This window comes from Streptomyces sp. DT190 (assembly GCF_049846985.1).
Classification (GTDB): domain Bacteria; phylum Actinomycetota; class Actinomycetes; order Streptomycetales; family Streptomycetaceae; genus Streptomyces.
In genome coordinates this window covers 57,653-76,530 of record NZ_JBNCNM010000026.1, presented here as the reverse complement: position 1 = coordinate 76,530, position 18,878 = coordinate 57,653, and the positions used below count along the sequence as shown (strand labels likewise).

The following is an 18,878-nucleotide window of genomic DNA, read 5'->3' as shown; positions in this document are numbered from 1 at the left end:
GCGGGGTCAGGTGATGAGGAGGGCGCGAGTCCAGCCGGTGGTGTCGGTGGCGTTCAGGGCGAGTTGGGCTCCGGCTCGGCCTTCCATGAATCCGGGTTTGGGAAGGTGCTCCCAGTCGGCGGACAGGCGCCGGTGCAGGTCCTGGATGATGGGGGCGAAGCGTTCGGGGCTGGCGCTGTCGGAGGCGACCGCGCGGGTCAGGGTCAGCAGGCCGGCCCAGCCGTGGCACAGGGTCGAGTCGGTGATCCGGGCGAGCCGCAGTGGGTCGGTCAGGATGGCCTCGACGGTGTCTTCGGCCGCTTGGCGCCGTGCAGGGTCGCCGAGGGCGAGCGCGGCGAGTTGTTGGGCGCGGGCGATGCCGGGTTGGCCGTAGCACCAGGACGGGCGGGCCGGTTCCGCCTTGGGAGGCTGGTCAGCGTCCAGATGCGTTGCGGTGGACCAGTAGTGGGTGCCGTGCCGGTCGAGCCAGGTCGCGAACGTGCCGACCGCCTCCAGTTGTCCGGGGACGCTGACTCCGGCGCGGAGGGCGTGGGAGAGCACGGCCAGGGGACCCGCGATGCCGTGGGCCATGCCGTTGTTGCCGTGTCCGCCGGCCATTTCCTTTCCGTCGGGGCCGACCGGCGACCACCACCCGGGCACGACCCGGCCTTCACCGCGGGCGGGGTGTGCGAGCGCAACGAGACAGGCGAGCACGTCGGGCAGGCGGGCCGCGAGCGGGCGGCGGGACAGCAGCAGGGCGGCGAGTCCGGTCAGGCCCCGGATGAGGTCCCATTCGGCGAGGTGGGGCAGCCCGCCGGTCGTCTGACGGTGGTGGGTTGCGGCGAGCTGGGCGTCCACGACGCGGTCGACGGCCGCGCGGACGTGGTCGTCAGCTCCGTGGGCGCGGGCCAGGACGAACTCCAGGGCGGGGGCGCCGTGGAACAGGCTGGCGTTGCTGCCCGTGCTCACGCCCTGGGCGGTGGCCTGGGTGAGGTGGCGCCGGGCGGTGGGCAGGTCACCGCGCTCGATGTCGAGCAGGGCCGTCCCCAGGGCGCTCTCGGACAGGTCCTGCGTGCGGGGCACGGTGGTGGTCATGGGCGCCTGGCCAGGGGAAGGACGATGCTGTGGGCCCGGCCGTCGATCCACCCGTCGGCGTCCGGAGGGGGCGCGTCGTGCAGTGTGGCGATGCCGAAGGGGCTGGCGTCCAGGTGCGCGCGCAGCAGGTCCAGGTCGACGTCGCGGGTGAGGTCGAGGGGCAGCTGCTGGTCGTCCTCGGCGAGCAGTACCCGTTCCGGCACCCGGAACCGGACTCGCCAGGCGTGGAGTTGGTCCGCCCAGTGCTGGAGTGTGGCGGTGCGGGCAGGCAGGGTACGGCTGCGGATCTTCCACCGGGCGGCGGTGAGTATGGTGCGCCGGTAGGTGAGGGCCGGGGTGAAGGGCAGGGCCCAGGCGGCGCCCCAGTCGAACCAGGTCACCTGCGGGGACGCGGCCCGGCTGATCTCGCCGAGGAAGCGGGCCATCGGCGGGGTGTAGTTGTTCCACAGGAAGTTGATCGCGGTGGGGGCCAACAGCTCCAGTCGCTTTCCCGTGGAGGATTCCACCAGTTGGGGGCGGCCGTCGGCGACGGTGACCGACAGGTCGCGGGGGAACAGGACGTTGGGGCCGGGGTGGCGGAATTCGCCGACGCTGACGATGCGGGGCAGCGCCTGTGGCGAGCGGGTGAGCAGGTCGGCCGGCACACGCCCGGCGTGGAACGAGAGCTGCGCGAGTTCCGCCTGGGGATCGACGGTGGGCAGCTGGGCGTACGTCACCTCGGTGCCGGGGAGGAGGTGCCAAAACCGTCCAGTCATCGATCCGGCCGAGCGGGAGACGGTCAGAACGCGCAGCCGGAAGTGTCCTCGGTCCAGGGCCTGAATGGAGGACGCGTGGACCTGTGCGGCCAGTTCAAGGTGGGGCGCCAAGTCTTGAGGCTTGTCTCCGGTCGCTGCTTCGAGTTCCTCGATCATCACGCCGGTCAGCGCGACGGTGCGGTCGCCTTCTGCGGCTGCGGTGCCGGCCAGCTCCAGCAGCAGGCGGTCGCGCCGGGACATCGGCCGGGGCGGTTCGCTCGCCGTGACGAACCCTGTCGGGAAACCCACGCCTAGGTCGGGGTCGGTGGCCACCTCCACCGGCACGGCGGTGTTCTCGCCGTAGTGCTCGGTGAACTGCTCGATCCACCGGCGCCAGGTCGGCGTTCCGTTCGGATGAGTGGCCAGGCGCGCAAGGAGGGTCGCCGCGGTCTCCGCCTCGGTCAGCACCTGCTCGGGCAGTCGCACGTCGGCGTCCAGCCGCAGGTCGTACGCTGCCCGCAGGGCGACTGCCTTGGTGCGCGTCGCAGGCGGTAAGACGTCGGTGGGGTCGGCGATGGTGGCGGGCGCGCGCAGCGAGGAGCGCAGCAGCTGCACCCGCAGCAGTTCGCCCAGGAGCCGGTGGCATGCCGTGTCGCTCACGGCGGGGAACTCCGCGGCCAGCTTGTCAGCCAACTGGTGATAGGTGATGGGGGATCGGGCCAGGTCAATCACGAGACGCAGCGCGGGGCTGAGGGCGAGGCGGAACTCGGCGTCGCCCTCGGACGGCACGTGGATGTGCTGGTCGCGCTGCCGGATCAGCGTGTTGACGCACACCTCCGTATCGGCCATGCGCGCGGTGTCCTTTTCCAAGACACCGAGCATCTCGTCGAGACGGACCGGGTCGGGGCGAGTGACGGCTTGGTGCTCCTCGCCGAAGCGCACGGCTGTTGCCTGGTCGAAGCTGAGCGGGGCGACGCCGGCGAACAGGCCATAGGGGGTGGAGCGGCGGGCATAGCGGATCGCGTAACGGGCCGTGGCCAGCGCCGCCCGTCGCATCCGACGCACCTTCGGCGTCCGGCCGTTGATGATGGCCTGCACCTGATCGGCCAGGTGAGGGCTCGCCTCCGACGCGGTCCGGCGAAAGTCGGTGTCGGACCACACCGCGCTCAGCCACGCGCGCCACTGCTCCACGGGCCCTGTGGACGCCGGCCAGGGCGGCATGGCGGGCTCGGTCGCGTGCACCGCGGCACGCAGTATGGCCTGTCCCGCGCCCTCGTACAGGCTAGGCCGTTGCCGTGTCATCAGCGCTCTCCCTTCTTGTTGTGGGACGGGCGGGGCGGGCCGGACGGGGAGAGCCCCCGTCCGGCCCGCGCTGCCGGGATGGCCCGGCTTACGAGGTGGTGCAGGCGCTGGGGCAGGAACTGCCGCAGGTGTCGCCCGTGCTGCACATCAGGGCCGTCTCGGTCGCCGGCGTGCCCTCGATGAAGGTGATGTCGAGCCCGAACGGGTCGTCATCGGTCTTCACGAGGTCCGCCTGCGCGGGAGCGGCCGGCCTCTCGGCCTGGATGGCGGTCATGCATGCCTCCTAGGAGTGGTGGTGCAGGATTCCGGCGCCCGGTCGGACTCCGGAGTCTGCTGCCAGACGCGATGGCCGGGCGAAGTCGCCTGCCCTGAGGCGTCTGGAGGTCGGTGTGTGGTGCCATCAGACTGCTGCGGGCTGGGCCTGCGGATGGTTCTTCGCGGCCTGGTCCAGGACCCTGGTGAAGTGCTCGGCGCGCTCGTCGCCCTCGGCCTCTTCGGCGCGGAGGTCGCCGAACCGGTTCCAGTACCGGCGGCAGACGTCGCTTTCCATCAGCTTCGACGCGTACCACGGCAGATGCCCGGCACGAACGAAGCCGAGACGATCGCGCAGGCTGAGCATGCAGATGAGCTGGTTGGCGTTCAGCAGCTGCATGTACTCCTCGACGTCCATGTCCTCCGGCGTCCAGAGCTTCGCGACGTCGGGGTTGGTGGACATCTGTGCCAGCCAGTCCAGCTGGTTCCGAGCGAGGACTGCATCGTTCCGCTCGGCCTGGTGCCGCGCGTCCTGCCTGAACCGGGCGGCTCCCACCACGGCGGTGGTGAGGGAGAGGGCAGCACCGGCGGCGAGGACGGCGGTGGTGAGCTTCATGGGTGAACGGTCCTTTCATAGGGCGGGGTTGTGTCCGAGCGTCCGGCTGGTGATGAGGCCAGGGCTCCGTTCAAGCGGCCTCCGCGAGCACGACGGCCAGGGCGTCTTCGGCGCGGTGACCTGGGGCGTATCGGCGACGCACCGTTTCCAGGGCAACGGCGATGGGCGGCAGCCCGACGGTGGCCCTTCGCTCGTCCAACGATTCCGGCGCGCGCAGCGGGCAAAGTTTGATGCCGTCGGCATGGAGGAGGAGTTGGGTTCCGTACTCCTGGTCCTGACCCTTGTTGATCAGAGCGCGGTCGTGCAGGTGAGCCCAGTGCTGGATGAGCGCATCGTCGGCCCTGACCACACGCTCCAGCAGGGTGGTGGCGGCGCGCTGGAAGTCGGGATCGTCGTCGCTGTGAAGGGCGATGCTCCAAGCGGCGCGGGCGGCGGCAGGGCCGACGAGACGGTGACCGGGCCAGTCGTGCTCGGCCAGAATGCGGCGCAGGACCTTGGTGTTGGCGTGATCGGCGTGACGTCCCTGGCCGAGTTGGACGGCATCGAGCTGGTTGCGCAGTCGTTTGGCCCGGTGCGCGGCCGACTCCGTCGCGCGGGCGATCAGCTCGCGGGCGATGTCGGGCCGCTGTGGTCCGGCGGTCGTCATGCGCTGCCCCGATCATCCGGGGCGGCCTGTGGCTGGTGGACGCGGCAGCCGATCAGCGCGCTCAACCCGGACCGGGACTCGGCGGCCAGTTCGAGACGGGCGACTCGGTCACCCCCTCGTCCTGGGTCGGATCCTTGTACATCCCAGGCCATGTCGGTGAGCCGACGCAGGAGCGCGGCGATGGGCTCGGCTTCCAGGGCGTGTCGGGCCAGGGTCTCGGTCCGTACGAGCGGGAGGTCGAGCCGGGCGGCGAAGTCGGATGCCCAGAGGGTGATCAGCCGGAGGATGTCGTCGGGCTGGCCGGGCAGGGTGTGGACGCAGCCCAGGAAGAGGCACGGGCCCTCGCCCCATCCGAGGCCGGGGTCGCGCTCGGGGATCATGCAGGCCAGCAGCTTCCCGTCCTCGAAGAGGCCGGCTGGCCTCGTCTGCGGGTCGAGGAAGAGAGCCGGGATGTCGGCTTGGGCGGGCACCGGGAGACTGCGCATGGTGAGCCAGTGCTGGCGGTCCTGCACGAGGGCGGCAGCTTCCTCGCGCTCGGCGTCCGTGTGTAGCGTGCGCACCATGTATATGGCGACCAGGGGCGCCGGTGCGAATGGTGCCGCAGCCGGTCGCTCCGCGCAGTCCGTGGGAGTCGGGGGCCTACTCATTGGCTCGCTCCGGTCCGTGTCGCGTGGGCCTGTTCGGTCGTCAGCAGCTTCCAGCCGTGGGCCAGAATCACCAGCTGGGTGGTGTCTTGTGCGCCTGTGTCGGCGAGGAGTTGGTCGAGCGCGGCGCGCAGGTCAGCCGGGGCGATCTTGGCGGCGACGGCGATGTCGCGGGCATCGCTGTGTTCAGCGACGGCTCGGAGCAGCAGCAGCTGCTCTGGGCTGAGCTCCGGTGCTGGCCTGTCTGCCGTGGGAGAGGCCACCTGCTGGGCGGTGAACAGGCGGTGCACGATCACCGAAGGCTTGCAGCGGGGCGGGCAGTGGAGGTTCTCGCGGATATCGCGGACGTACTGGCGGACGGTAACGGCCGACAGTCCGGTCTTTATTGCGATCTCTTGAGGTGTGAGGCCGTGCGCGAGGTGCTGGGCGACGCGCTTCAGGGTCGGCGTCAGGGGTGTGATCGGTGCGCTGGTCGTCACGGGCGGAGTCACGGTGTCTCTTTCTCGACTGGGATGGACAGTCACCGGGGGAGATGCCGCCGGCCCCCGCGGGGGACTGGGGCCGGCGGCAAGGGCCCGTGCGCGGCAATCTGGATTCACGGGTGCCGCGCACGGGGGCTCATGCGGCGGTGGGGTCGGGGCGGGCCCAGGCGGCTTCGGCGGCGAGGCGTTCGGACCACTCGATGTGGCCTTCGTCGAAGGCGGCATCGGCGAGGCGTATGCGCTGGACTTCGCCGGTTCCGGCCGGTGGGTAGGTGTGCTGGATGTCGCGCCACAGGCGTTGGAGGACGTAGTCGCGGTCGAGGGCGTGGGCACCGTGCAGTTCCATGGCGTCTTGGGTGGACTGCACGGCCCACTGGTGGCCGAGGTATTTGGCGTTGATCAGATCGGCGTCGCAGGGCAGGCCCTGGTCCAGGAGGTGCACGGACTGATAGGCCAGGATTCGTCCGGCGCGCAGGCGGGCCTCCATGTCGCCGATGCGGTCCCGCAGGACCGGCAGTTCGGACAGGGTGCCTCGGTAGCGGGGACGGGTCTTGAGACGAGCAGTCGTGGTGGCCACGACCGCTTCGTGGATGCCGAGGCTGACTGCGGCCAGGTTGGGGCGGCCGTACAGGATGCTGCTGCTCTGGGCCACGCTCAGCCCCTGGCCGATATCTCCGATCACGTTGTCCTCGGGGACGCGGACGTGGTCGAGGTCGAGGCGGCCGGCGGAGAAGCCGTGCAGGCCGAGGCCGGGGCGGTGGTCGGAGACGGAGAGCCCGGGGCGGTCGGCTTCGACCATGAACGCGGTCAGTGCCTGGGAGGTGCTCATTCCCGCCTGATCGGTTCGGGCGACGACGAGGTGGGCTCCTGCGAGGTGGCTGTTGCCGATGTGGATCTTGCTGCCGGTGATCAGCCACTGGTTGCCGGCGCGTTCGGCGGTGGTTTCGATGCCGCCGATGTGTCCGCCTGCCCGCGGTTCGGTCACGGCGATCGACAGCAGCAGTGAACCGTCCGCGACACGGGGCAGCCAGCGGCCCTTCTGCTCGTAGGTGGCGAAGTGCAGCAGGGCACCGACGGGGATCAGCGTGGCCTGGAGGATGGCCGCGGCAGCCGCTGAGACGCAGGCGATGCGGTGGACCAGGATCGTCTTGGCCACGTGTCCGACGCCCAGCCCGCCGAAGGCGGACGGGACGGTGACGGCGAACCAGCCCCGTGCGGCCATCAGGTCGGCGACCTTGCGTTCCACCCTGCCCGGGGCGGCCTCCATGCGTGCGGCGCGTGGCGCGATGTGCTCGGTCGCGAAGGTGTCCGCCTCGTCCCACAGCAGTTCATGGCGGGTGGTGAGGTAGGGGCGCAGCGCCGGTGGCGGTGTGGTGGGTGTGGCGGGCATGGTCGTCTCCCTCTCCCTGGGTGAAGGTCGCACGGTGGAGCGGCCGGGGATCGCCTGCGGCTTCCGGGCGGGGGTGGTGGAACGGCCTAGCGGACGGGCGCGCGGGCGATGTGCTCCATCACCTGGGCGCCGGCGTCGATGACGATGTCCCTGAGCCGTCGGGCCTGGCTCAGGGGTCGCTTCTCGGGGTCGATGACGCACACCGTGCCCAGCACGGTGCCGCTGTCGTGGATGAGCGGTGCGCCGAAGTAGGAGCGGATCCCGACCGCGTCGACCACGTGGTTGCCGCTGAAGCGCGGGCTGGCGTGCACGTCGTGCAGCGGGAGGGCCTTCTTGCGGGCCATGACCTCCGGGCACCAGCCGTGGTCGCGGCTCATGGTGCGGCCGACGATGACGTACCCGCTGTCCGCGGGCGGCTGATGCAGCCCGACGAAGGTCTGCTCCTCCAGGAAGAGATTGACGAACCCGTACAGGAACCCGGCCTGCGTGGCCATGTCGCGTGCCAGCTCGTCGAAGTCCTCGCTCGCCACGGTGGAAACGCCCAGGCGTTCCAGCAGCTCGTACCGCTGCGCCAGCTCGGTCGCCTGCTGGGCCTGCAGTCCGGTGACGGCGGCGCTGGCCGGGACGGACGGCCCGCGGGCGGCGTCCCGCAGGTTGCGGCGCGGCAAGGACAGTGCGGGTGGGGTGGTCGACGGTGCGAGGTAGGGGTCGCTGGGGTGCTGTGACATCAGGCGTCCTGGAGAGTGGTAGGGGGCGCGTGGCGAACGCGGCTCGCGGATGCGTGCTTCACGGCGTGGTCGACGAGGGTCAGCAGGACGCCGGCGACGTGGTTCGGGTCGCGGGCGTCACAGGTGACCACCGGTACTGAGGTGGGGAGTTCGAGGGCGGTACGGACCTGTTTGGGCAGGTAACGGTGCGCTCCGTCGAACTGGTTGATGGCAACGACGAAGGGCAGGCCGATGTCTTCGAAGAAGCTGACGGGAGTGAAGCTGCTTTCCAGACGGCGGGTGTCGACCAGGACGACAGCGCCGACAGCTCCCCGGGAGAGGTCGTACCAGAGGTCGACGAACCGGTCCTGGCCGGGCGTGCCGAACAGGAACAGCTCCAGGGGCACGGGCGCGTCCGGCAGGCTGAGCCGGCCGAAGTCGAAGGCGACCGTAGTGGTCTTCTTCGCCTCGATGCCCGCCAGGCTGTCCACGTCCGCGCTCGCCTCGGTCAGGTACTCCTCCGTGCTCAGCGGCGTGATCTCGCTGACAGCACCCACGGCGGTCGTCTTGCCCGCACCGAAGCCCCCGGCGATCACGATCTTCAACACGGTCGGTGCACCGGCCTGCGGGCGCGACGGAGTCCGCAGCACCACGGCCGGGTCATCCTGCCTGGGGGTAGGCGATGGCATCGGGCCACTTCCTCTTCAGGCCCGCTGAGAGGGCCGCCAGCAGTTGTGGGGTTGGGCCGTCATCCGCGTCCGGGTCGTATGCGGCGTAGGGGGAGGTGACGGGGACGACCAGGGCGTCGGCTTCCAGGAGGTCCGAGATGAGGATCTTGACGGCGGTGACGGGGCGACGGAGTCGGCCCGCCAGCTCGGTCACCGAACGCCGGCGCTCTCGGCACAGGGCGAGGATCTCCTCGCATTCCTCGGCCTGCGCCGGGCCGGGCCGCCCCGGCCCGGCGTCAAGCACGGTGTCCAGAGCGAGCAGGTGCCGCGGCTTGGTGCGCCCGCGCGTCAAGGTGTAGGTCCGCACGAACGTCGACTCGTCGGCCGCGCGGCCGTGTGTGCTCACCGGACCTCTCCGCCCGTGCCGACGCGAACGGGGATCAGCATGTAGGGGGCGAACTTCTGCACGAGGCGGCCCATCTCGAACCCGACGGTGCCCGCGTCGGCGTCCGTGGTGGCGATGACAGCGAGGATCGCGTCCACCTCACCGCGTTCGTTGCCGGGGTGGTTGTCGAAGGCCGCGCTGCGCCCGGCGCTCTGGACGAAGACCAGGCAGTCGTCTCGCTCGATGATGACCTGCCGGGCCGGCCTCTTCTTGTGGGTGGGGCCGGTGATGTTCGCCGCGAGGGAGGCAACTCCGCTGAGGGCGGCCGACAGTTCGTCCGCCCAGTCCTTGTCGACGTCGCTGTCCACCAGCCGCAGTCCGTCGCGCGACAGCAGGACGGCGTGCGTGATGCCCGGCGTCTCGGAGGCGAACTGACGCAACAGCCAGGCCATGTTGTCCCGCTGTCCGCTGGCAGTCGTCTCGGATGCGGGCGCGTCGCCGGTCACGTTGTTCCTCGCGGGGTGGGTGCTCATGGGGATCGCTCCAAAGGGGAAAGGGCCAGCGGATGTAACGGGCCACCGGGAACAGGAAGGACGGGCGAGGCTCAGGGCATGGGCTGATCAGCCGAAGAGGGGGGAGAATCGGCTTTCCCGCCAGCCTGGATGCCGTTACGGAAGGCGGCTGCAAGCCCGGGCGTCGCCCCGATCACGGGGGCCTGCTCCCGCTCGCGCGGTGGACGGAACGAGCCGGCCTGGCGTCTACGGGTGGGAAGAGCAGGCGCATCAGCAGAGTGACCTGCCCCTGCGGCTCCCGCCGCCCCTGCGGTGCCGGAGTGTGTGACCTGGCCTGCCGTCGGGGTAGTGGGAGGCGCGGCAACCTGCCGCGGCGCCGATGCTGAAGGGCGGGCTTCCTTGGGCAGCGTGCCCGCGTCGTCGACCGAGGGAATCGCTACCAGGAGCCGTGCCGGAATGACGACCAGGGCGGTGGTGCCTCCCGTCACGTTCTCCTGCAGGAGAACGGACAGCCCGTGCGACTGGGCGATCTTCGCGGCGACCAGCAAGCCGAGCTGGCCGGCGCGGACCTGCCCGCTGACGTCGACCTCGTCGGGGGCTTTGAGGAGCCGATTCATCTGTGCCCGCGTCTGCGGATGCATGGGGATGGCCCGGTCCTCGACCTCGATCGCCAGCCCGTTCGCCACCCGCTGCGCCCGCACCATCACCTTCGTCGCCGGATCGGAACATTCACAGGCGTTCTCGATCAGCTCGGCCAGCAGGTGCGTCAGGTCCGGACCCACATGGCCGGGAAGACCCAGCTCGGCGCCCACCGACCCGGCCGCGACGGCCACACGCGGATACTGCACGACCTCGGAGATCGCGCCGCGCAGCGCGGTCGTGACCGGAACCGGCCGGCGCCCGCTGCGCAGGGACTGCCCGCCCAGCACCGCCGTGCTCTCGACTTGGCGACGCATCCGCGTCACGAGATGATCGATCTCGAAGATCTTGGCCAGTAGCTCCGGGTCGTCGGTCAGCATCTCCAGCTGGCTCAGTGCCTGAAGCGCCTTCCCCACCAGGGCGTGCTCGCGCATGGCCAGACGGCGCAGCACTTCCAGAAGGACGACGGACTGGGACTCGTCGTGCACGCGTATCAGCGACGCGACGGCCTGCACCTGGAGTGCGCCCAGCGCCCTGTTGATCTCGGCGTTCGGACTGGTCGGCTGCGGCGTCTGCATGTCCGGCAGTGCTGGGCGTCCCCCGCGGCAGAGCTCGTCCGCCGACCAGTGCACCGACTTCTCGACGGCTGCCGCTGCCCCGGTGACCGCTGTCAGCGTCGCTGCCCGGGCTTCCTCCACGACTGCCTGCACGGCTCCTGCGGCCGTTCGCGCTCCACGGTCCGCCACCAGCGCGATTCCAGCCAGCCCGCAGGCGAGGCCGAGCAGGAGCCAGCCGGAACCGAAACCGGACATCGACCAGACGGTGAAGGCGGCTCCCAGCAGCGCGGCAAGCAGCAGCAGGGGCTGTGCCACGGCGCGGCGGACATGATGCAGGGTAAGCGCGTCGATCCGTGGAGGCCGGCGTCTGCGGTGGCCGGCTGAGACCGGTCGTAGGGGGAACGCACTGTCAGGCATGGGGAACCTCGTCAGTGGGGGAGGGGCGGCTAGAAGGAGCTGCGACCCTGGGTCATGTCCGGGGCACCGACGCGGTCAGACGTGGACGGCGGGACAGGCCAGTAGGCCGTCGGTGAGGAGGACATCAGACGGTTTCGTTGGTCTTGGGAAGGCAGATGCCGACGGAGTCCGGTGCGAAGCCCTCTGGCATGGGGGTGCGCGGTTCTCCGAGGGCCCTGAGGCACAGGCGATTGCCGGAGAAGCGGGTACGGGCGTGCAGCCAGCGATGGTTGTCCACGAGGTATCCCTGGCCCGGTTGGAGGCGGAGTCGGCGTTGGCAGCCCGCGACCGCCCGACGGAGGGAAGGTAGATACGAGTGGACGACCGGACTCCATCTGGCCAGGCCGTCCTGCCGCAGCCGAACCGACACCCGGCCGTCGGCGTGGACCGTGAAGACCTGGGCGGGGTGCCCTGCGCCGGCACCGAAGTACGCGGTTCTCGGCTTGGAGAGCATGACGGGTGCTTCGCGGCTGTCGGCGGACAGGCTAGCGAGGACGTCGTGCCCGTCGGCCAACAGAACATCCCCGCCTTCGGCAGCGGGGCGCAGGCAGACGAGGAGCATGAGACGAGGCGGGTTAGGGACACCAGAACGCTCGGTGTGCGCTTCCAAGTCACCGTGCCCGAGCCCGGCGAAGCCCGCGCGGTGGGCGTGGACACCGGTGTCGTGAATGGCGGTCAGCCCGTCCGGGTCGCCGTGGGGGTGTGGCGTGATGCGCATCAACCCGGTGGCGAAGCCCAAGACCGCGGCGCGGGACGTCAGCCCGTCGATGGTCACCAGGCCGGTGTCCTGCAACTGGGCGGCGACTGAACTGGCAGCGTGCGGTGCGCGAATGTCGATGTAGTGGGATGCGAAGAGCGTCGCCGGGCGAGTGAGGGCATCGCGCATCGCCGTGCTCCTTTGAATGAGGTCGGTGCAGTCAGGGTGCGAAGCCGTAGCGGGGCCGGTAAAGCGACAGATTGTCGACTCGGTCAATTCGCCCAGTCGGGCGGGAGGTTGTCCGCCACGTGCTACGTTCCGGAGACCGGGACCGCACAGCGCAGGACGAGGACCGTGATGAGCTATACGCCGCCCCTTTGGCCGGTTTCCGTGAAGGGCGTCGCCCTCGACGCACACAACCGGGTGCTCCTTCTGAAGAACGAGCGTGACGAGTGGGAGCTGCCCGGAGGGCGCCTGGAGGTGGGGAGCCCGGACGGGGCCGTACCGACCGATGACAGCCCCGAAGCGGCTCTGGAGCGGGAGATCCTGGAGGAGACCGGATGGGAAGTGAAGGCCGGGCCCCTGATCGATGGTGGTGTCTGGATCTACGAGCCGATTCCCCGCCGCAAGGTCCTGATCGTCACCTACGGCTGCACTGTCCTCACTCCCGACCGAGCCCCCGTCGTCAGCCACGAACACAAACAGCTCGGCATGTTCACCGCGGATCAAGTGCCGGCCTTGCACATGCCGGACGGTTACAAGCAGGCAGTGGCCACTTGGTACGGCCGGAAGGCTGCGGACCTGGACGACTACGAGCGGATGTAGCTGGCCATGGCCGAGCGGAAGGCTCCGGAGAACCGAAATGAATACCGCCCTGCTGTTCGGCCGTCGGCACGCCATGCGCAGTGGCACTGGGCGACGCCGCAAGCCGAAGTCATCCTGGGAGCAGGAGACCTCGCGGGCATCTTGCGCTTCTACCGCCGTGTGCACGGGCTGAACCAGACCGAACTCGGCGAACTCCTCGGATACGACAAGACCTACATCTCCGCGCTTGAACTCGGAAAGCGCAACCTCGACGACGTCGGGTCCCGTCGCCGCGTCTGTGAGTGCCTGCGGCTGCCACCGCACATCCTTGGCGTCACGGACGTGGCCGACACAGACCACCGCGCCATGCTGCAGTTCGGCGAATCCACCGTCCGGCTCGCCGAGATCGCCCGGCAGTCCGGTCATGCAGCGGAAGCAGTTTCCGAACTGTGGCCACTGGTTGCCCGCCTGGAGGCTCGCGTGGAGGACGGACATACCGAGCGCGAAGTCCTGCACCTGCTCGCCCGCGCCCGTGTGGGGCTTGGCGTAGCCCTGGGGAACGTTCTTCCAGAAGAGCGGCTGAGCACCGCAGCACACTGGACGGCCAAGAGCCTGGAGCTCGCCGAATACTTCGAAGACCCGGCGATGACTTCGTACGCGCTGCGGATGCACGGAAACGAGCTGCGGAAAGCCCGACTGCGAGGCGCGGCCGTGGAACGCCTGCGCCGCGCTGTTGCGCTTGCGCCGGACAAAGACGCACGCGCTGCCGGCCTCCCGCTCCTGGCCCGAGCGGCTGGTGCGCTGGGCAACGGGGCTCTGTTCGACCAGGTACTGCAGGAGACAGACGACCTCCTGTCCACGGTGGAGCACACCAGCCTGTTCAATCCGTTCTCTTTGCACGAGATCCGGCTGCGCGGGCTGATCGCAACTGGACGGACTCATGAGGCCATACGGCTGGTTGAGCACAGCCCGACCCCCACCACCACTGTTGCGCCACAGTGGCGGGTGATTGAGCTGGTCACTGTCGGACATGTCCAGCTGCTGGCCGACGACCGTAACGGTGCGGCGGAGTCCCTCGACATTGCTGTCCGTGAAGCGGTCGCGCAGCGGCTGCCGCACCAGCTCCAGCGCGTCATGCGAGCGTCTGCAGGCCGGCTGTCGGCGGCATACCACGCTGCGGCCCAGGCGCTGCACCGCATGCGCGGCGAGATGGCGGCCTAGCCCCATGTCGCGCCACGGGGCACCAGTTCGTGAGACCAACACCGTCAGGGTCCTTCGTCGTGTGGGGTGTGGGCTTACACAAAAGCGACCCAATTCGTGTGTCACCAGAGCAGATTTGATGCGCAGGTGATGCATCCATGTGGCATCGACGGGCATGACCTGGGTGTCTGCACCATGTGAGACGTTGAAGGGATTTTGGGGGTCCAAGTAATGGCACGCAGACGGCAGCGCCTTGCCGATCGACGGCGAGCCGTCGGCCTCACGCAGGAAGCCCTGGCTGAGAAGTTGGGTGTGGACCGCTCCACGGTTGTCCGCTGGGAGATGGGTGCCGCCTCGCCTCAGCCGTGGATGCGCCCACGTCTCGCTGATGCCCTCCAGGTCTCCGTCGCGGTGCTCGTCGACCTCTTGGGGGATGAGAACGAAGTAACGAGCGGTCGGCAAAGGGGCCATAACGCCGTCCCTTCTGACACTGTCAGAGCGGACCTGACGACGGCAGCTGACCTGCGGCACGCCTTCGACGAGCTTGCGGCCCGATACGACCAGGCGCCGTCGGCAAGCCTGCTGGCGAAGGGCGGAGAGCACCTCAGCCAGATCACCTACATGGCGCGCAGAGCCCCATATGGGCGAGTGGAGCGAGAGCTCCTGGGGCTCCAGGCTGACGCCCTCACGCTCATGGGCCAACTCGTCTGGGACGCCTCACAGCGACGGGACCACACGACGGCGCGTGGCTACTACGACGAGAGCGTCCAAGTCGCCCGGCGACTGCGTGATCACACGCTCGAAGGACGAGCCCTCCTGAGAACCTGCTACGTGGCGCTCTACGGAGCTCAGGACCCCCGGAGCGGTTTGGCCTTGGCCCTCCAAGCCGCGGACACTGCGCGATCCACCAGCCCAGCCGTGACGGGCCTCGCACTGCTGCACGCCGGTGAAGCGCACGCCATGCTCGGTGAGGCGAATGATTGTGAGAGGACCCTCGCCGAAGCACAGCGGCAGCTGGACAGAACAGATGGGATGGACGCTGCCGCCGACCTGGTGTCCTCAACTCAGTTCGGTCGCCTGGCAGGATCGTGCTATCTGTCCCTTGGGCAGCACCGACGCGCGCAAGAGGTCCTGGAGACGACGGCCGCCGAACTGCAAGATCGACGAAAGTCACGCGCGATCGTGCTTGGAAACCTTACTCTCGCCTACATCCGCCAGAGAGAGATCGACGCCGCCGTGGCTACGCTGACCGAGGCCATCACGGAGCTGGAGGACACGCGAGGAGGGGGAGGGCTGAACTTGGTTTTCCGCGCGGCGCGTGAGTTGAGATCCTGGCGTCAGGAACAGATCGTCGCCGACGTCCATGATCGGCTCTTCGCCCTCATGGCAACGACGTAAGTGTGAGGAGAACCTGGGTGCCGACGAAGCACGACGCCGCCAAGCAGCTTGTACGAACCCAGGTCTGGGATGCTCTCGACGCGGCCGGTGCGGTCTACGACGACACCGCGCACGGCCGCATCCCTAACTTCAAGGGCTCGGATCTGGCCGCTGCTCGTCTGGCGGCACTGGACGCGTGGAAGAAGTCCAGGGTCATCAAGGCCGTGCCGGACAAGGCACAGCTTCCTGTGCGGGCACGCGCTCTTGAGGAGGGCAAGCTCGTGTACATGGCGGTGCCGAAGCTGGCCACGCTCAAGCCGTTCTATCTGCTCGATCCTGCCGCGCTGGACGTCCCGCCACTTGAAGCTGCGGCGAGCCGCGTCGCGGCAACGGTCGCCCCCACCGTCGAAGTCGATGCCTTGAGGCCGGTGGATGTCGTGGTCCTGGGGAGTGTGGCGGTCAACCGCGATGGCGCTCGAATCGGTAAGGGGGCTGGTTATTCAGATCTCGAGTTTGCGCTTCTGACGGAGGCTGGACTCGTGGGTCCGAGCACGCTTGTCGTCACTACGGTCCATTCGCTCCAGGTGATCGACTCTCCGATTCCGGTCACCGACCACGACGTGAACGTCGACCTGATCATCACGCCCGAAGCAGTGATCGAGTGCACTTCACCGCGTCGCCCCAAGGGGATCTTCTGGGACCGCCTCGACGCTTCCAAGATCGCTGCCATCCCTGCTTTGCAGGCGAGGGCGAACCGCTAAGCGGGTGGATCCGAGGCTTGAGGGCCACGGCACTCGTTCGCTGCCCAGCACGCAGCAAGCAACCCCGAGTTGGACGGGACAGGCTCAGCGCGTAGATCGCGATCCCTTCGTAGTGCGGGTCTGCCGGGGCGGCGGCAGCGGCTGGCTTGGGCTTGGTGGCTGCGGCGGGCCGGCGCGTGGGGTGCCCGGTTGATCGCGATGCCACAGGAGTTCGCATACAGCCGTCGACTTGTACCCCGCGAGCTGGCTCGCCACGGCGGAAATGGTAAAAGAGGCTTGGCCAGTGCGGCGCTGCGCGCGCAACGAGTGTCATGGACTGGTCGACTCGTTCGGGGGAGCTGAGAGTCCCGAAGGGCGGGCAACATAGCCGACGATCGCCGGTTAGCCAAACCGGTGATTCTCTGGATGCTTCGTGTGTCGGTTGGGCCGGTTGCGGTCCTCAGCGGAAGCACGACGTCGGAGCAGGAAGTACTAGCGATGGACGTAAGGAACGCCAGCCCTCGGATCAGAGGAGATCAGACCTGGCAGCGGAAGGCGGCATGCGCCGTGGCGGTCGAAGTGGCGAGGGACCCTGATCTCTTCTTCCCCGAGATGGCCGCGGATGAGGAACGGATTGCTCAGGCAAAGAGGATCTGCTCGACATGCCAGGTCAGGAGGATTTGCCTGGACGCCTCTCTTGAGCAGGGTGATACGTACGGTGTGCGAGGTGGGATGACGGAGGCGGAGCGGAAGGTCGCCCGACACCGCTTTGAGCTTCGGTGTGATCCGGCAAGGGTCGCGGCTGCTCTTTTGGGGCGGGACGTGTTTCTCACCAGGGCCGAACGGCTGGCACTGATCCGGCGGGCTGCTAGGTCAGGGACCTCCACTCTACGAGTTGCCAGTGTCCTGAAGGTGTCAGAAGCGCATGCCAAGAAGCTCCTCCGCGTGGAACGACGCACGGTCGAGACGGACGGTCCTCGCCCATCCGTCACCGCACAGAACGCGCCTGAGGTCTCCAGGACATGAGCCAAACGGAGTTGGAGCACAGTGCGCGCAGGGCAGAAGTCAGGCGGTATGTTGGAGTCGATGAAGCCGCGAAGTTCCTTGGTGTGAGTCGGAGCTGGATGTATCGGGAATCCAAGCGTCATGGGGTGCCTCGCTACCACTTCGGCGGGAAGCTCAGGTTTCAGGTCACGGAACTAGCGAAGTGGGCGCAGCAGCAGCGAGTCTCCTAACAGGGGGGCCGGGACCATCCCGGCCCCCTGTTCGTTTTAGAGACCCTGGCTGATGAGCTTGGCCGCGCGACCGATCGACGCAGGCATCAGATGGCGATAGATCTTGAAGGTCATGGTGATGCTCCTGTGCCCCATCCATTCTGCGACATCTGTGATGGGGATCCCTCTGCTGAGGCAATTGGAGGCGAAGAAGTGGCGCAGGGAGTACGTGGTTAGTCTCCTGTTGATGCCCGCGCGCTTCTTGGCGGCGTTCCACTGATATTCAAGCGTCGTATGAGCCCAGTGCGGAGAGCGCTGGGTTCGAAGGAGATACCCGTCGGCGTCAGCACCGTGTACTTTCTCGTATCGCAGAAGTGACTCGCGAACGGTCCACGGCATGGGTGTCTCGCGGAACTCGCCGGGCTTACGGTGCTTGAGCGGGGCTCGCTCGCGCGTCTTTCCTTCGATCTGTTCGGTGATGCGATACACGTCGTCCGCGACCATGCGTTCCAGGTTGGCGGCATATGCCTCTCCGTTGCGGTGGCCGCATCCGGCCATGAGGTCGATGACGAGGCGGAGCCCATCACTGCCGACGGCCTTGAGGGCGTGTATCTCGTCGATTGTCGGAATGGTGATCTTGCGAGGAATGTACTCGGGCGGGATGACGCCCTTGAACGGATCCTCGCTGATTCCGCCCCGACGACGCGCATCCAGAAGTATCTTCTTCAGGGTGTCGAAGGCATTTTGCTGGGCAGCCAGGCCGACAGACCGTTCCTCCATCGACATGATGAAGTCTTCGACGACCGTCGACGTGAATGTGTTGATCCGACGTGACTCCAGGACGGGGAGGATCTGGCTGCCGAGGACCTGGTTGACCGTGCGAACGCTGCCTGCTGTGTAATGGCGCTGCCGGGTAAGCCAGGTGGCGGCGTACGTCCCAAGACTTTGCTTACCGATCTCACGCTTGAGATCAGCCTGCTGGCGCGGAGTACTGCGCTTCTCGTTGTATACCTGGTTTAGCCGATCGAGTGCCGAGTCTCGTGTCGAGTACCCGGTCTCCTCGCGCTGGCGGCCAGTGGCATCGCGATAGCGAATGGCGTAGGGGTGGGGGCAACGGGTCTGCCGAGCGCAGGCGCAACTCTTGAAGAAACTGCCCATCCCGCGTATGAGCTGGGTCGCCAACGTCCACGTCTCCTGACACTTGCTGGGAACTTGCTGACCTGAGGTTCCTCAGCATGGGCGTGACCTGCGGCCGCGCCAAACTACGCGACGTTGATCAGCATCTTCACTGGTATCTCCTAAAGGGATGAGCAGGTCGGTCCACGGCCCGCGTCTTCGCTGGTCAGAGGTGATGCCTTCGGTTGTCGATCTAGGTGACGGAAGTGATCGCGAGCGTGGGTGACGGTGTGTCAGGTGGCGTGCACCTCATGTCAGCAGTATCGACCTTGCGGATCCGGAGGTCACGTCGGGCCGCGCCCGGCCCCGCCGGGACCGCGCGGACTGACTGGCCGAAGCATGACAACCAGGCCGCCGCGCGGGCCGTGCGCACGGGCCGGTCGCCCTCCGGCCGCGGCGCCGGAGGGCGACATGCGCATGGTCTCCCTCAGCCGGCGCCCGCGGCCTGCGCGGCGACCAGCGTCTCGACCCGGCTGCGGTACGCCCCGGCCGGCTCGCCGCCGTACGCGGAGTGGACCGCCTCGGCACCGTCGCCGATCGACCACAGCACCTCGTCGGCCCGGCGCTGAAAGTCCGTCACCGCATGAGCGGCGCGCGGGTACAGCA

Annotated in this window: 22 protein-coding genes; 6 read left to right on the top strand and 16 right to left on the bottom strand. The window is 68.5% G+C overall.

Annotation, left to right across the window (positions count from 1 at the left end; genetic code table 11):
* Positions 1 to 6: 6 nt before the first annotated feature.
* The 14 genes from ACPXCS_RS33275 to ACPXCS_RS33210 form a co-directional block, all read right to left on the bottom strand.
* On the bottom strand, positions 7 to 1,074 hold the full coding sequence (locus tag ACPXCS_RS33275; RefSeq protein ID WP_425950756.1) for a lanthionine synthetase C family protein: 1,068 nt from the start codon (positions 1,072 to 1,074) through the stop codon (positions 7 to 9).
* Positions 1,071 to 3,110 (bottom strand): lantibiotic dehydratase family protein, encoded by a 2,040-nt coding sequence (locus ACPXCS_RS33270; protein WP_425950757.1) that lies wholly within the window; start codon positions 3,108 to 3,110, stop codon positions 1,071 to 1,073. Before ACPXCS_RS33270 ends, ACPXCS_RS33275 begins: the two co-directional genes overlap by 4 nt.
* An 88-nt stretch (positions 3,111 to 3,198) precedes the next feature.
* A complete protein-coding gene (locus ACPXCS_RS33265; RefSeq protein ID WP_107454372.1) occupies positions 3,199 to 3,384 on the bottom strand; it encodes an FxLD family lanthipeptide in 186 nt (61 codons plus the stop codon).
* 126 nt (positions 3,385 to 3,510) lie between these two features.
* Positions 3,511 to 3,978, bottom strand: coding sequence for a DUF6082 family protein (locus tag ACPXCS_RS33260; protein ID WP_425950758.1), 468 nt, complete (start codon positions 3,976 to 3,978; stop codon positions 3,511 to 3,513).
* Positions 3,979 to 4,048: 70 nt separating this feature from the next.
* A complete protein-coding gene (locus ACPXCS_RS33255; protein WP_425950759.1) occupies positions 4,049 to 4,624 on the bottom strand; it encodes a DUF6624 domain-containing protein in 576 nt (191 codons plus the stop codon).
* On the bottom strand, positions 4,621 to 5,193 hold the full coding sequence (locus ACPXCS_RS33250) for a hypothetical protein (protein ID WP_425950837.1): 573 nt from the start codon (positions 5,191 to 5,193) through the stop codon (positions 4,621 to 4,623). The genes ACPXCS_RS33255 and ACPXCS_RS33250 overlap by 4 nt, the downstream gene beginning before the upstream one ends.
* A gap of 74 nt (positions 5,194 to 5,267) precedes the next feature.
* Positions 5,268 to 5,747, bottom strand: coding sequence for a DNA-binding protein (locus tag ACPXCS_RS33245; protein ID WP_425950760.1), 480 nt, complete (start codon positions 5,745 to 5,747; stop codon positions 5,268 to 5,270).
* 139 nt (positions 5,748 to 5,886) lie between these two features.
* Positions 5,887 to 7,140: an acyl-CoA dehydrogenase family protein gene (locus ACPXCS_RS33240; RefSeq protein ID WP_425950761.1), complete on the bottom strand. Its 1,254-nt coding sequence runs from the start codon at positions 7,138 to 7,140 to the stop codon at positions 5,887 to 5,889.
* 86 nt (positions 7,141 to 7,226) lie between these two features.
* Positions 7,227 to 7,868 (bottom strand): GAF domain-containing protein, encoded by a 642-nt coding sequence (locus ACPXCS_RS33235; RefSeq protein ID WP_425950762.1) that lies wholly within the window; start codon positions 7,866 to 7,868, stop codon positions 7,227 to 7,229.
* On the bottom strand, positions 7,868 to 8,455 hold the full coding sequence (locus ACPXCS_RS33230; protein ID WP_425950763.1) for a GTP-binding protein: 588 nt from the start codon (positions 8,453 to 8,455) through the stop codon (positions 7,868 to 7,870). Before ACPXCS_RS33230 ends, ACPXCS_RS33235 begins: the two co-directional genes overlap by 1 nt.
* A gap of 52 nt (positions 8,456 to 8,507) precedes the next feature.
* A complete protein-coding gene (locus tag ACPXCS_RS33225) occupies positions 8,508 to 8,921 on the bottom strand; it encodes a DUF742 domain-containing protein (protein WP_425950764.1) in 414 nt (137 codons plus the stop codon).
* Complete coding sequence (locus ACPXCS_RS33220) at positions 8,918 to 9,433, bottom strand: roadblock/LC7 domain-containing protein (RefSeq protein ID WP_425950765.1); 516 nt, start codon at positions 9,431 to 9,433, stop codon at positions 8,918 to 8,920. The genes ACPXCS_RS33225 and ACPXCS_RS33220 overlap by 4 nt, the downstream gene beginning before the upstream one ends.
* A gap of 71 nt (positions 9,434 to 9,504) precedes the next feature.
* Complete coding sequence (locus tag ACPXCS_RS33215; protein ID WP_425950766.1) at positions 9,505 to 11,025, bottom strand: sensor histidine kinase; 1,521 nt, start codon at positions 11,023 to 11,025, stop codon at positions 9,505 to 9,507.
* A gap of 124 nt (positions 11,026 to 11,149) precedes the next feature.
* Complete coding sequence (locus ACPXCS_RS33210) at positions 11,150 to 11,950, bottom strand: TauD/TfdA family dioxygenase (protein ID WP_189722309.1); 801 nt, start codon at positions 11,948 to 11,950, stop codon at positions 11,150 to 11,152.
* A 168-nt stretch (positions 11,951 to 12,118) separates the two neighbouring features.
* On the opposite strand from ACPXCS_RS33210, the gene ACPXCS_RS33205 reads away from it, so the two are divergent.
* The 6 genes from ACPXCS_RS33205 (at position 12,119) to ACPXCS_RS33180 (ending at position 17,117) form a co-directional block, all read left to right on the top strand.
* Positions 12,119 to 12,586, top strand: a complete 468-nt coding sequence (locus tag ACPXCS_RS33205; RefSeq protein WP_425950767.1) for an NUDIX hydrolase — start codon at positions 12,119 to 12,121, stop codon at positions 12,584 to 12,586.
* A 6-nt stretch (positions 12,587 to 12,592) separates the two neighbouring features.
* The gene (locus ACPXCS_RS33200) at positions 12,593 to 13,786 is read left to right on the top strand and encodes a helix-turn-helix domain-containing protein (protein WP_425950768.1); all 1,194 of its coding nucleotides are present in this window, start codon (positions 12,593 to 12,595) and stop codon (positions 13,784 to 13,786) included.
* A gap of 210 nt (positions 13,787 to 13,996) precedes the next feature.
* A complete protein-coding gene (locus ACPXCS_RS33195) occupies positions 13,997 to 15,163 on the top strand; it encodes a helix-turn-helix transcriptional regulator (RefSeq protein ID WP_425950769.1) in 1,167 nt (388 codons plus the stop codon).
* A gap of 17 nt (positions 15,164 to 15,180) precedes the next feature.
* Entirely contained in the window at positions 15,181 to 15,903 is a 723-nt protein-coding gene (locus tag ACPXCS_RS33190; RefSeq protein ID WP_425950770.1) for a 5-formyltetrahydrofolate cyclo-ligase, read from the top strand.
* Positions 15,904 to 16,308: 405 nt separating this feature from the next.
* On the top strand, positions 16,309 to 16,908 hold the full coding sequence (locus ACPXCS_RS33185) for a WhiB family transcriptional regulator (RefSeq protein ID WP_425971094.1): 600 nt from the start codon (positions 16,309 to 16,311) through the stop codon (positions 16,906 to 16,908).
* The gene (locus tag ACPXCS_RS33180; protein ID WP_425950772.1) at positions 16,905 to 17,117 is read left to right on the top strand and encodes a helix-turn-helix domain-containing protein; all 213 of its coding nucleotides are present in this window, start codon (positions 16,905 to 16,907) and stop codon (positions 17,115 to 17,117) included. The genes ACPXCS_RS33185 and ACPXCS_RS33180 overlap by 4 nt, the downstream gene beginning before the upstream one ends.
* 36 nt (positions 17,118 to 17,153) lie before the next feature.
* Here ACPXCS_RS33180 and ACPXCS_RS33175 read toward each other — a convergent pair whose 3' ends face one another.
* Both ACPXCS_RS33175 and ACPXCS_RS33170 read right to left on the bottom strand, forming a co-directional pair.
* Positions 17,154 to 18,278, bottom strand: a complete 1,125-nt coding sequence (locus ACPXCS_RS33175; protein ID WP_425950773.1) for a tyrosine-type recombinase/integrase — start codon at positions 18,276 to 18,278, stop codon at positions 17,154 to 17,156.
* Between the two features lie 421 nt (positions 18,279 to 18,699).
* Entirely contained in the window at positions 18,700 to 18,852 is a 153-nt protein-coding gene (locus tag ACPXCS_RS33170; protein WP_425950774.1) for a hypothetical protein, read from the bottom strand.
* Positions 18,853 to 18,878 lie beyond the last annotated feature (26 nt).